This is a genomic window from Bifidobacterium sp. ESL0763, from assembly GCF_029433395.1.
Classification (GTDB): domain Bacteria; phylum Actinomycetota; class Actinomycetes; order Actinomycetales; family Bifidobacteriaceae; genus Bifidobacterium.
The window spans coordinates 924,964-937,412 of record NZ_JAQTHW010000002.1; the positions used below are offsets into that span (position 1 = coordinate 924,964).

At 56.3% G+C, this 12,449-nt stretch carries 9 protein-coding genes and 1 tRNA gene; 1 reads left to right on the forward strand and 9 read right to left on the reverse strand.

What is annotated here, in order from left to right:
• Window positions 1-30: 30 nt before the first annotated feature.
• The 7 genes from PT282_RS04650 to PT282_RS04680 all read right to left on the reverse strand — a co-directional run bounded on the left by PT282_RS04650 (window position 31) and on the right by PT282_RS04680 (window position 9,120).
• On the reverse strand, window positions 31-1,020 hold the full coding sequence (locus tag PT282_RS04650; RefSeq protein ID WP_277168389.1) for a 3'-5' exonuclease: 990 nt from the start codon (window positions 1,018-1,020) through the stop codon (window positions 31-33).
• 427 nt (window positions 1,021-1,447) lie between these two features.
• A complete protein-coding gene (locus tag PT282_RS04655; protein WP_277168390.1) occupies window positions 1,448-1,876 on the reverse strand; it encodes a hypothetical protein in 429 nt (142 codons plus the stop codon).
• Window positions 1,877-2,303: 427 nt separating this feature from the next.
• Window positions 2,304-3,434, reverse strand: coding sequence for a DUF6602 domain-containing protein (locus PT282_RS04660; RefSeq protein ID WP_277168391.1), 1,131 nt, complete (start codon window positions 3,432-3,434; stop codon window positions 2,304-2,306).
• A gap of 84 nt (window positions 3,435-3,518) precedes the next feature.
• Window positions 3,519-4,973 carry an MvaI/BcnI family restriction endonuclease gene (locus PT282_RS04665; protein WP_277168392.1) on the reverse strand — a complete coding sequence of 485 codons (1,455 nt, stop codon included), beginning with the start codon at window positions 4,971-4,973 and terminating at the stop codon, window positions 3,519-3,521.
• Window positions 4,974-5,016: 43 nt separating this feature from the next.
• A complete protein-coding gene (dcm, locus tag PT282_RS04670; protein WP_277168393.1) occupies window positions 5,017-6,369 on the reverse strand; it encodes a DNA (cytosine-5-)-methyltransferase in 1,353 nt (450 codons plus the stop codon).
• Window positions 6,370-6,467: 98 nt separating this feature from the next.
• Window positions 6,468-8,447, reverse strand: coding sequence for a P-loop NTPase fold protein (locus tag PT282_RS04675; protein ID WP_277168394.1), 1,980 nt, complete (start codon window positions 8,445-8,447; stop codon window positions 6,468-6,470).
• Between the two features lie 599 nt (window positions 8,448-9,046).
• Window positions 9,047-9,120, reverse strand: a tRNA-Pro gene (locus PT282_RS04680).
• 145 nt (window positions 9,121-9,265) lie between these two features.
• Here PT282_RS04680 and PT282_RS04685 point away from each other — a divergent pair.
• Window positions 9,266-10,486: an ABC transporter permease gene (locus PT282_RS04685; protein WP_277168395.1), complete on the forward strand. Its 1,221-nt coding sequence runs from the start codon at window positions 9,266-9,268 to the stop codon at window positions 10,484-10,486.
• A 213-nt stretch (window positions 10,487-10,699) separates the two neighbouring features.
• On the opposite strand, the gene PT282_RS04690 is transcribed toward PT282_RS04685, so the two are convergent.
• Complete coding sequence (locus PT282_RS04690) at window positions 10,700-11,359, reverse strand: NUDIX hydrolase (protein WP_277168942.1); 660 nt, start codon at window positions 11,357-11,359, stop codon at window positions 10,700-10,702.
• A 112-nt stretch (window positions 11,360-11,471) separates the two neighbouring features.
• The gene (locus PT282_RS04695; RefSeq protein ID WP_277168396.1) at window positions 11,472-12,413 is read right to left on the reverse strand and encodes a Nif3-like dinuclear metal center hexameric protein; all 942 of its coding nucleotides are present in this window, start codon (window positions 12,411-12,413) and stop codon (window positions 11,472-11,474) included.
• Window positions 12,414-12,449: the final 36 nt, after the last annotated feature.

A 12,449-nucleotide genomic window follows, 5' to 3' on the forward strand; every position in this document is an offset into this window, starting at 1 on the left:
GGCATCGGAAAGCGCCCTGTGCTGTTCCGGTTATTCGACGCCCAAGCGGTCGAGCAAGCTCTCGAGGGTATGGGACACTTTGTCTCCGGGAAACATCACCTTGCTGAGGTCCATAGTATCCACGGTCCGCGGCGGCCTCAATCCGGACAACCCTGCCAATCCAGCCTCATTGTTAATGATGCCAATGTCGTAGGAGAGATTGTGGCCCATCAAAGGAAGGCTACGGATGGCATCGAGCACCGGCGCCAGCACCTGACCGGGAGAGGGCTGCCCGACAAGCATATCCTGCGTGATGTGGTTGATTGCCGCGGCTCCGAATGTATTCGATACCTCCGGATTGACGAGCTGGGAAAACGTCGCCGTTACCCGAGCGTTCTCAATGAGGACGACGCCGATGTCAAGAAGACGTGGCGGTTTACCAGAGCCTGTTGTCTCCGTATCGATGACTGCGCAGTCAGCGGTCTTGGCCGCGGCGACGAATCCCGGATCGAGACAATAAGGACCGTCATCGTTGGGTGTCTGGATTATGGATGTGAGCATGGCTTCGTCGCCTCTCTGCGTTGATGCTTGGACAGTCCGTTGGGCGGCTGTCTTAATGCCCAGACATTCGACCGGCTGAATTTCTGGCCGTTCGTCCGACTGAACCGACTGAACGATTGGTCGAATGGATGGTTGCCGGGCCGCGCCGGAAGCCTCTGCCTGCCACGTGAAGTCAGACACGACTATCGGCTGATTTTGCGGTCGCAATCCCTTGGCTCGTATTTCGGTCGCGCCGGCCATACCATCGCTCGCCTTATGACCGATCTTCCTCGAAAGATACCAGAACAGCCAGCCGACCAGGGAGCATGGCAGGACGGCAATCAGCATGCCCACCAAGAACGCGGCGAAATTCTTCGATATCAGGGAGAATGCGACAGAGCAGAACAGGAGCGCCGCCAGCCAACAGACGATCGCGAGTATCGTAAGAACGGTTTTCAGAACCTTGACGAGGAAGGTCCGCTGCTGTGCGTGTCTGGGCATGCCCCAACGATATCGGACAGTGCCGATTCAAGTGTCCATCCAACGCAAGCGGACGTTCAACAAGCATCATTCACGGACAGCCATCGGACACCCGCAAGACCGGAAGCCATAGGAAACGCTGAAATTCCACGGAAACCAAAAGTCGGGATGACAGGATTCGAACCTGCGACATCCTGTTAGATTGACAGTTAAAACGACTGGTAACGGACAATACCGGAAACTGCCGATAACGCTGGTATTCCAAGGAAAACCCGCACCATCCGGAAAACGGTAGAGACGGTTGGAAACGGTAAATGCCGGAGGTCATCGTGTCTGAATCGTGTCTGGGACATCAAGTCCTGAAATCAAATATCCGATTTTAGAACATATTGCGACTGATCAAAAGATGGACTATTATTACGGTGACACGAAGAAGCATGTCACCCTATCATTTTTCTTTATGAGTTTCGGTTTCAGACTTAATCGGATAAATGCGTTCATCCCAAAGCTGTTTAGCATAAGAAAACAGGACGAATCCGATGAGAGTGCCGAGTAACCCTTTAAAGAGATCAGGTACATCTAATACTGAGAAGTGCAACCACAGCAATGTCAAACAGCTAAAAATTGGGTATAAAGATGTCCGAACGAACCAGTAGACATTTGTTTTCTTCGATATATCATGAAACGCATAGATTACTGAAACCATTTCAGGAACACAGACAAGAACTGTTACGGCAATAATAACGGTTCTAGTATCGTCGTTAGCCCTCCCAATTTTGAATAAAGATAAAGCACTTAAAATGACAACAAGCATCCCAAATGTGGCTATCATATGTACAGCCGAGGCAACCGCAACCGGGATGGAATGTTGTTTCAAGTTGATACCGATAAGAAGTAATGACAGAATGCACGCGACAAACATTCCCTAAGCCAAAAGATTCAAAACTTTTTGACTTGGAAGGTTGCAGAGAAAGAATAGATCCGACAACGACAACACACAGCAACATAAAATGCAAATCAAGTCCGAAACTATGAACCACCAACGAGCAACCCTTTTATCCCTAACCGTCGCCCAACGGCACGTAGAAAGACAAAAAGCTCTGATGGTCTTCTCAGTTGCAGCCTCATAATCCGTACCAGTGTTACCACGGTACGAAACAATGAAGGCAGAAAGCAATAAGCTTACGATAGAAATCGCAAAAAGCCAAATAAATATTGTCACTACAATTTCCATTAACTCATTCCTCAGTGTGAATCAAACCATTTCAAATCCACAGCGCAGCAACCAATACTCCTTGCCAAACTCAGAAGGAAAAAATACCGTACTTGGCAACCTTTGCTTTAAACTCATCCCCTTTCCCCGTATCCCTAATTTTCTGGGCCCACTCCTGCCTAGACATTTCACGGCTGTCAATTACCGCTTCGGCTAGGATTCTCTTTACATTTTCAGGCGTCGCATCTTTGATTCTGTATTTTCCTGTTCTGAGGATTTCATAGACATCATCAAGGCTACCTTCGTGTGCGAATACTCGGCCCAATACCCCATCAGACAAGCCGTATTGCATTTCAGCTTGCTTCCTGAATTTGTTTAGCAATTTTTCTATTGCCTTTTTGCTGTTAAAAGTGCTTGTGATATTAACCGACTCGGCCGGAATATATTTCACAAGATCCAAAGGCCGAAGGTTATATTCCGTTAAAGCCGTGAACAAGGAAACAAACCACAATACCAGTGGATACTTTGTTTGTAAGCCAACAAGTACATCGTCATTATCCAAGCAACGATACAAATAAAGCGGCTGAATATCAGCATTGCATAGATTGATTTCAGCGTTCAGGTCGACTTCTTGGTTGAGGCAAATCAATGAATCGATTCGCCTGTCAAAGGCGGTTTCGATTTGTATGTCGTCCAATTTTCCTGCGATGTCGTTGACTCGGCTATTTACCGCGAAGACCGAATAATAGATTGGCAGTTCATTCCACTCTCTGCCTCCCATTGTTCTCTTTCGTTCAATTGGTTGCGGGCGGTAGGCTACACGTGAAAGTTTCTTGATGCTCTGGCAATTTGTACAACAGGTCTTGAGCTCGTCCACGGTGAGAGTCGTCTTCACCTCAATCACGCCAAGGATTGCCTCGACGGGGACCAATGCCATATCGCTGAATTCGGTGTACATGAACACGGGCATCTGGTTTTTGTCGTAAAGGATCAGGTCGAGTTGCCGGCTGCGATGACCGTTGCTGTCTATTGCTTCGCCGCTTACGATTCCTATTTTCTGCGGCAGGAGTTTGGAGAGAAAGGCCTTTACGATGTTCTCAAGTCCTGTGCCCGCAGAACCATTATGGGAAAAGGCCTCGCGTACCGCATTCGCTTCCTTTCCCAGCTTTTGCTCCAGCTCGGAAAAGATACTTGCCAAATCGTCCGGTTTTTCTTCCTCCATATTTCACTCCTCACTGGCCGAAAATGTTGTTACCCTCAATACGACATGCACCGTCATGGCACAATGGTATTCGTCGAACACGGCTCATCGACTATTTTCTTTAATGCGTGAGTACAGCCCGGGAATTATTCGGGCCTCTTCCTTGCCGGAGAGATCGCGTTCCTCGACCTGGTAGTAGATCGCGTTCAGGTTCTTGGTGCTGATGCGGAATTGAGATCTTGGGTGGGGCGTCCATGAGCCGTTGACGAGTTTGGCTTTGTCGCCGGGATCGTAGGCGGCCTTGCCGTCGTTGAACGCCTGAAGGAACAGACCAAAGGATGTCGACAGGCCCAAAGTCAAAAGTGGCCCGAATTCCACGAGGGTGTCCTCGCCCGTACCGGTCTTGAGATAGGGGACATAGGCGGCGCGGTTGTGTTTGCGTTGCCAGTGCTCGAGCAATTTCAGGTACGACCATCCTGCAGCAACTTCCCCGGTCCTTTTGTCGACGAGTTCTACCATGCCGGCCGTGTCGAAATGTCTGTCATCGATGAACCCAGTGAGCCTGAGTTTCAGAAGTTTTTCTGGGCTGTCCTCATCGGGACGGTCGAAGTCCTTGGTCGTGAAATAGTATTCGACTGGCTCGTGCGCGGAATCGAACTTGTTGACATGTCCGAATTTTTGGACGAACTCGACGGTGGAATGCTCCTTGGCCCACCCTGCGTCTGGTTGCGGAGTGAACAGGGTGACACGGTGGGCGCTTCGTTTGGCGAGGTCCTTCTGAGCGATGGCCTTGAGCTCCCAGACATCGAAGTCGGGACCGGGGATGGCGTTCTCACCAATACCGAGCTCGGCCTCCAGCGTGAGGCCTGGCGCGTTCGGAGCGACGTATGGCCGGATGGGCTCACAGCCCTCCACGTTCCTCCATGGAACGATCTTGCGACCGATGATCTTGAGCAACGCCTGTTCCAGCACGGAGAAATCACCGATTTCGTGACCATCTTCGAACACGACCGGGCAAAGATGCCCGGGCCTGAAACCCTTCATTTGTTGGACATATCCAGCTGCCGGCGAAAAAGCACCCACGATAAGCGCGACGACATGGTCGGGTTCGCCGTTCTCACCCGCGACAGGGCCGAGGAACAAGCAGCGTCCTTCCTCGTAGCCGCGCTTTTCGGGATTCATCAGCTCGCTGGGCGATTCCCTGCAACCCTGTAGGAAGCCCGAGAGGCGCACCTCAGGATACTGCGGGTAGTAGCACAGCCGCGTATTCGGGGCTTCAAACGCGCCTCGCGGGTTGACCCATCGCCACGGGACGGGTATCTGCACGACGGGCGCGCCGGCCTTGGGCTTGCCCGACTTCCCCGCCGCGAACGTGGGTGTGCCCAAGGGCAGGAAGGACAGGTCGGAGAGATCGTTGGCGAACCACACCTGTTGTTTGCTGTTGTTGTTCCTTACCAGGCGCTTGACCCATACGCTTTTCGCGCCTTGGTCGGCGAGCAGGTCGTGGACCTGCCCGATCGTCGCCTGGTCGTACCATTGCCGCGTCGCATCATCGTTCATGCCACCCGATGATACTTGGCGGCTGGGAGAACGGGATGACCGGTCAGTTGAAGCTGGCCCCTTCGACGGCGCGCTTGCGGGCCTTGCTGATGGCCTTGTCCTCCGCTTCGACGCTTTTTCCCTTCTGACCCATGTCGTCCTGCTGCATGACCTTGAGGATATGGGGACGCATGATGCGAGCGACCTCGGCCACGGCCGGGACGACCACGCTGTTGCCGAACTGCCGGTAGGCCTGCGTGTCGGACACCGGGATACGGAAGTCATCGGGGTAGCCCATCAGGCGAGCGCACTCGCGCGGGGTGAGACGGCGCGGCCGCTTCCCCTCCTGCTTAACGAGGATCTCGGATCCGTCCTTGTGGTAGCGCGCCGACAGGGTGCGCGAGACCATGTCCGGGGTGACCAGCCCGTACCCGAATCCGTGACCTAAGGCCTCGTGCTTCTTCTTGTAGTCCTGCAGGTACTGCCACAGGCGCGGGGTGAGTGTGTACTTGTCTTGGACCTTGCATTTCTCAAAATCGAAGAACCGGTCGCTGTCCCACGGCAGATAGGGCTCGCTACCATCGGTCTTATGCAGAATGTCAGAGAGAACCGGCTTGCGCTCGGGGAACTCGAGGTCGTCCCAAGTGAAGTCCGTCTCGGAACGGAAGCCGGCGATGTAGATGCGTTCACGATGCTGCGGGACGAAATGCTGGCCGTCGATGACCTTCCAGTGGACCTCATAGCCTAGTTCGTCCTTGAGCGTGTCGAGGATAACCTTGAAGGTGCGACCCCGGTCGTGACTGGTCAGGTTCTTCACGTTCTCCAACAGGAACGCGGCCGGCCGCTTAGCGGCGATGATACGCGCCACGTCGAAGAACAGTGTCCCCTGCGTTTTGTCGCGAAAGCCCGTCTCTCGCCCGAGGCTACGCTTCTTCGACACCCCAGCCACGCTGAAGGGTTGGCAAGGGAAGCCCGCCAACACCACGTCGCAGTCCGGGATGTCGTTGGCGTCGACCTCGGTGATGTCCCCCGCCATGCTCTCCTCGAACCCGTAGTTGGTCCGGTAGGTGCGCGTCGAGAACTCGTTCCACTCCGAGGAGAACACCGCGTGCCCGCCCGCCGATGCGAACCCGCGACGGATCCCGCCGATACCTGCGAACAAATCGACCGTGCGGAAATCCTTCCCTGTCTCCTTGGTGGTGCCATGGTACAGATCCTGCAACGCGGGAATATAGGCCGGCTTGCACGGAACCGTGCCTAGCTCCCAACGCTCCACCGTCGAAGTTGACACACCCATTGATTCCGCCAACTGTCGACGAGTCATCGACTCCCGCAAACGGGCGATCAGCCCGGCCGCCTCGTCATCACGCGTAGGCCGCTTCTCAGTGTCCACATCAAGTACTAATTCATCACTCATAGGGAAAAACTTACCTCATAATGATGACAAAAACTCCCTATTCGGCATGTTAAGCATAATTTCACCAAACACAAAATCCAAGAAAATCTATAACAACGTTATTCTTCACATTCCTGTATAAGTCTATTGAGCACATGAGTTTCATACGGCTGGGTATCATGATCAAACTCAAGCGCGGCTCCACCCTGTAGCAGGTACTTTTCATTCTGTTTTGTGGGTTCAATCTGATATGCCTTCCAGAATGCCCGGTATTCCGCAGGGTCGAGTTTTTCTATGGATTCCGCTTTCGATTGAAAATCGGGATGCTGCGTAGGATTGATGGGCCCGTCCAGCCAGAACCGGAAACCCAATTGGACAATGAGGGCTTCCGCATCATATGGGCGGTCGCCATAGTCCTTGCGTTGCTCGATTCTTTTGGCGACTGCATCGAAATATCGACTGACCCCACGCTCATTGATTACCGATGTGGTCAAGGCCAAGCCACCGCCAATTGACGATATTGTTCCATAAAGGTTCAGGCAGGAACGATAGCAATACATTCGTTCTGCCGGGCTGACCGTGATTCCGATTTTTCGTTCGGCATCGTCGAATATGGACTCGAACGCCTGCAAACATGCGTCATCCATTTCCTGGATTTGCTTGAAATCGGAATCCGCGAACCGCTTGGTCGTCTGTTTCAGCCTTTTGTCGAAGATGAGTTTCACGAGCCGATTCGGCACATGCCGCACCTCCGAATGCATGACAGATATCGCGTTGGCTTCCATACGGTTCTGAACGGCGGAGTATTCATCACCCCCCATCCTGTCCACATAATCGAGGAACTCCTCATAGTCCGCGGAATGGGTGAGATCATCAGTGTCGAACATCTTGGCGAGTGTCTGCTCGTCGTCGATGACTTCTCTGAGTTGCAGTACAGCGTGCTTGTTGGCGAGCTCGTTGATGAAGTATGCCGAAGAATTGCTGCTGAAGTCGGTGGGGTTCGTGTTTCTAGGCTGGAACATGAAGTCCATGTATTGCTCGACTAATGGCTTCGCCGTCTCCTCCTTGGCCTCGTTCGAATCGGTTTCCTTCATATTTTTGAACAACCCGGCTGTGACCGGATCGGTGGCGTTCGAATCTTTCTTGGGCAGCCAGTGGTCATAGTACAGTTTCTCGTACTCACGCGGATGGAACAGGTACAGATAGATAACGAAAAGTTCCTGGTCAGGCTGGACCCTACCCTTTTTGTCTTGTCCGATGAACTCGGCTTCCGCATAGGCAAGGAATCTGTTCGCGTCCCGGGCCGTACGATGCTCGTACACGAACATGGTTTCCACCGATGACAGGTCGACGTCCTTCCCCAGCAATTCAGCGACCGCCTCGCGGATTCTCTGGGCGACGTTTCCGGACTGCAATGGAAGGGGAAGCATAATTTTCTGGTCGATAATCTTGTTCAGATAATTGTCTTTGAAAGATTTGAGATTCCATTGGTCACCGACGAATATGATTGCGGTATAGCCATGGACGGCATTGAAGAGCGTGTAGAGTTCTTTCTGAAGAGCTTCGTCCAAACGGTCGAAATCGTCTATGACCAAGACCTTTGGCCGTCGTATACTCGTCAGCGATCGGATTGAGACCGTAAACAGGAGGCGATCAGTATCGAACCACCTGCTATTCAGAAATCCACGCAAGGTCGTCAGAACCACGGATATGACCGTCACCGGCAGAGTGAGTGAGTTCAGTTTTCCCAATACGGGAATGCTGCCCTGTAGGGCCAAAAGGATGGCTCCGGTGACCGCAAAGACAAGCAGAACCAGACCTGTTCCGTAAACGATTTTCGCAAACCTAGGGAAAGTGGCGGAGAACAGGTTCTGGGCCAAAGTATTCCTGTTCGTCGGCTTCCACAATGCAAGATCGATGAATCTGTAGTCTTTCATTGCATCGGTCTTTTTGACTTTCTCCAGATATTCGGTCTTGCCACTACCCCAACTGCCTTGGAGAAAAAAGGTCCTGTGGCCACCGGCTATACGTTTTGCGAAAGCCTCCGCCTGCCCTGACGTATCAATGTCGCTTATACGCAAAGACTCCAGTTCTACCACAACTTTTTTGCTACCACGCATCACGTCCCAGCCCCTAGAAACAGCACCAAAAAAACAACCGCTAACAATCTATCTATAAGACTAGCAGCAAAGGGGCGATGCTAATCAACAGAGAACAAATGGAAGAAAACCAATTCACGAATCCAACGGGACGTTGCTTGAAAGCGGTAAACCATATTACGCCGAGTGCTAGCTGACATAACAGTATCGGTAAAACGCCATCAACCGTACAAGACCACGACCGTGCACACGTTTCTACAACGATTTGCCCAAATCTCTTTCATCAATTATTCATCCCTGTCGTATACCGGTAGGTGATGTTGTAGCCGAGGGTTTCCATGAGCAGGCCGATGATGAGGTAGACATTGCTCCATGTGCGCCAGTCGGCGATACGGGCAAGCTAGTCTTCAACATCGAATCCTTGGTTCATTTACCATTACAAAACACGGACTAAATCATCGAAACCACGGAGATATGTCCACAATTCCATAGAAGACGGAAACACCGAAATTGTAAGTCATCGTGTCTGAATCGTGTCTGGAAGCAAAAACGGCTGAAATCACAACGCCTAGAAACATTGAAATTCCAAGGGTTCTGAGTCGGGATGACAGGATTTGAACCTGCGACATCCTGCTCCCAAAGCAGGCGCGCTACCAAGCTGCGCTACATCCCGATGTGCTCCGCCAACCGCCCGAAGCACGGCCGACCGGCCACCATAAAGGCGGCCACAAGCACAATACTCCAGTATAACCCGGGATGTGCCAACGACTCGCTAGAATGACAACGGCAAAGGCGAACTCAACCACCGGGAGGCACAGATGGGATTGCACCAGCGCGCGGAGGCCTCGGGGCTGCTCTCCTTCATCGTCTGCGCGATCGTGGGCGCCGGGGCGATGTGGGCCTGCGTCTCCCTGTTCCCCGCCGGGCTCATGCTCAGCCGCCGCCTCTTCGTGGCCTGCGCGATCATCGTCGCGGCCTGCGGCACCGTCTCGTTCATCGTCGGCTATTCGCACCGCTCGAGCTCCCTGAGCCCGCGCAACCGATGGTTCGCCATCCTGCGCCGCATCGTCGAGATCCTGGCGCTGGCGACGGTCTACGCCTCCACCCTCTTCCTGACGGCCTTCGCCGCACTGAGCTTCGCCGGCAACCTGATGGGCCCGATGTTCCACGACTACCTGGTGGCGATCTGTGCCGGTGCGGCGGGCGTGGCGGGCTACCTCACCTTCGTGCAGGCGGAGCTAATGGACGCGAAGACGCTGGCGGGCCTGCTGCCGTTCTTCGTCGTCTCCGGGGTGAGCGTGGCCGGCCTGACCACCGACGACCCGGATTGGTCGCGCAACAACTTCTCCCAGCTCGGTGACCGCACCACCTTCGCGGCGCGCATGTTCGACTCCACGCTCATCCTGGCGGGCGTCTGCGTGGTCATCGTCAGCTACTTCGCGGTCTCCGAGCTCATCACCACCTACCGCCAGCGCCGGCAATGGCACCAGGACCAGGGACCGCTGCGATCAGGCAGCCGCATTCGCCACTACCGTCTGCGCCTGACCTGTCTGTCGGCGATGCTCGCCCTCTCCGGGGCGGCGTTCGTGGGCATCGGCACCTTCCGCTACACCCCGCACCCGAAGCTGCACAACTTCTCGGCGCATGGCCTGGTCGTGGTGATGGGGCTGCTGCTCATCCTGCTGCCGTGGCTCGCCCCGCAGCTCTCGCTGGCGATCTACGTGGCCGGCTATCTGGGCATCGCCCTGTGCGCGGCCGCGCTGGTGCAATGGCTCGGCGGCGCCAACACGCTGACCAACGTCGAGGCCCTGGCCGGAATGGTGTTCCTGGGCTGGTTCATCGTCTTCTCACGGCAGATCGCGGCCATCGAGGCCGACCGTGTGATCGCCCAGGTGCTGCACGGGAACGCCGCCACCGAAAGTGACGCCGACGCCGAATCGTCCGCGAGCGCCACACCGCCACGCGCGCACGCCGAGGAGATTCCCGACACCATCGAGATCGGTCACCGCCTGCATTCGCGCATCGCCGCGACACAATGAAGGCAGGACGTTTCGGCCGGGTCGGGTCGAGCCGGGTCCCGACACCATCGAAACATCCCCGTCGATCAGATAGATATGTCGGTCAGCACTACCCGACCAACCGGATTCAACAAGTCGGCCAATCAGACCCAACGGACCGGCAGTATGGCTAAACCAATGCAGCCACCAATGATTCAATCACTCCGATCGCACTACGGAGCCCATCGATCGCGTCTACCTGTCCGGTTCGGCTCTGAGCCGGCGCAGCTGCTCGGACTGGATGGCGATGATGGAGTTGGCGCCCATGAGTCCCACGCCCTGCAGCTCCTCCCAGCTGACCCACGCGGACTGCACGTGCTCGTCGCGGTCGAAGTGCCGCGCTCCCTGCGTCCAGCCGTCGAGGTCGATGCCGAGCACATACGAGCGCTCGTCGGTCATGCCCTCGGAGGAATAGGTCCGTGCGATCCGGCGGATGCGAATCGAGTCCTCGGTCTCGGGCACGACGCCCGTCTCCTCGCGCAGCTCGCGCAGGGCGGCCTGCCGCGCCGTCTCCCCCTCGTCCATCAGCCCGGCCGGAATACCGTAGGCGAAGCCGTTGGGCCCCACGCGGTATTCACGCTCGACCAGGTAGCGGTCGCGCCTCACGTCGTGCACCAGCATGACCACCGCTCCGGGGTGCCGCACGATCTGACGATGGATATGGACCGTACCGCCGTCACGTTTGGCCAGGGCCAGTTCCATGTCGTCCACGTGGAAGATGGCGCCGCGGTACTTCGTCTCCTGGCCCACCACGGTGGCGGGCGCCTCCATGTCGATGCTGTCCGGCGTCTCGCCCAGCTTCGCGTTGACCCCGCGCCGCAACGCCGAGACGTCATGAGAGGGTTCCGGCGTCATCATCGTATCGTCGGCCCCATCCGCGGTATCAGCGGGCCTCTTGTCATCGGCCCCGTGCTCATTGACCATCGTTCCTCGATTCCACATCCGTCGGCCGTATCGACCGTGCATGTCACTCGCCGCCTTCGCGCCCCAGCACCATCTGCCAGGGATCGGTGCTCTGCCGCAGCCACTGGGTCTCCGGGCGATGGCCGGTGCGTCGCTCCACTCCGTCGGCGATGTCGTCGAGGGCATAGCAGAACCAGAGCGATTCGATGGCCGAATGCGGCGTGTTGATCAACGCTGGGCGCATGGTCGCCGGCGACATGTCGCCGATACGGGTGCCGGCGCCGCCGAGTCCGATGCCATCGGCACGCAGGGAGGCCTCGTACCTGGCCTGTTCGAGTGCGTCGGTGGCCGGATGGTGGCGCAGGTCGCTGGTGACATAGACGTCCGCGCCGCACGCGCGCACATCGTCGAAGTTCGAGTCGCCCGAGCCCGGCAGCACCGCGACCGTGCGCACCGTGGCGTCGAGGTCGCCGGCCACCTGGATGCCATAGGTGGTCGCCGGCACCACGTCCGCCACGGTGGCGGCGAAATCGCGCAGCGGCACCGGGCGTGCCAGCTCGCCGACGCGTCCCAGCCCCACGGCCTGGCCATGCTGGACGATTCCCGAGTCGACGAGCGGACGCTGATCGGTCAGCCCGAGGGCGTCGGCGGCGGCCTGGGCGACGCCACGGTAGGCGACGTCGGCGTTGGTGTGCCCCACCCACAGCGCGCAGTGCGCCCGATAGAGCTTGCCGGCGATGGCCCCGTGCACGCCGAGCCCCGAGACCTCGTGCACCGAGCGGAAGAAAAGCGGATGGTGGCAGACCAGCAGATCGGCCCTGACGGCGAGCGCCCGGTCGATGGTGGCCATGGTGGGGTCGGCCGCGAAGACGATGCGGGCGACCCTGTCGTGCGGGTCGCCGACGATGAGACCGGGATGGTCCCAATCCTCGGCGTAGTCGAGCGGATAGAGCTCCTGCAAGACCTCGACGACCTGGGCGAGCGTCGGTGCGTCCTTGTCTGCCATATTGTCCCTCCTTGTCATTCCGGATTCGGCGGACGG

Coding starts and splice junctions, on each gene's coding strand:
- dcm (WP_277168393.1), bottom strand. CDS start 6,369: ATGAGTGATGAATTAGTACTTGATGTGGACACTGAGAAGCGGCCTACG.
- PT282_RS04665 (WP_277168392.1), bottom strand. CDS start 4,973: ATGAACGATGATGCGACGCGGCAATGGTACGACCAGGCGACGATCGGG.
- PT282_RS04660 (WP_277168391.1), bottom strand. CDS start 3,434: ATGGAGGAAGAAAAACCGGACGATTTGGCAAGTATCTTTTCCGAGCTG.
- PT282_RS04690 (WP_277168942.1), bottom strand. CDS start 11,359: ATGACGCCGGAACCCTCTCATGACGTCTCGGCGTTGCGGCGCGGGGTC.
- PT282_RS04685 (WP_277168395.1), top strand. CDS start 9,266: ATGGGATTGCACCAGCGCGCGGAGGCCTCGGGGCTGCTCTCCTTCATC.
- PT282_RS04650 (WP_277168389.1), bottom strand. CDS start 1,020: ATGCCCAGACACGCACAGCAGCGGACCTTCCTCGTCAAGGTTCTGAAA.
- PT282_RS04695 (WP_277168396.1), bottom strand. CDS start 12,413: ATGGCAGACAAGGACGCACCGACGCTCGCCCAGGTCGTCGAGGTCTTG.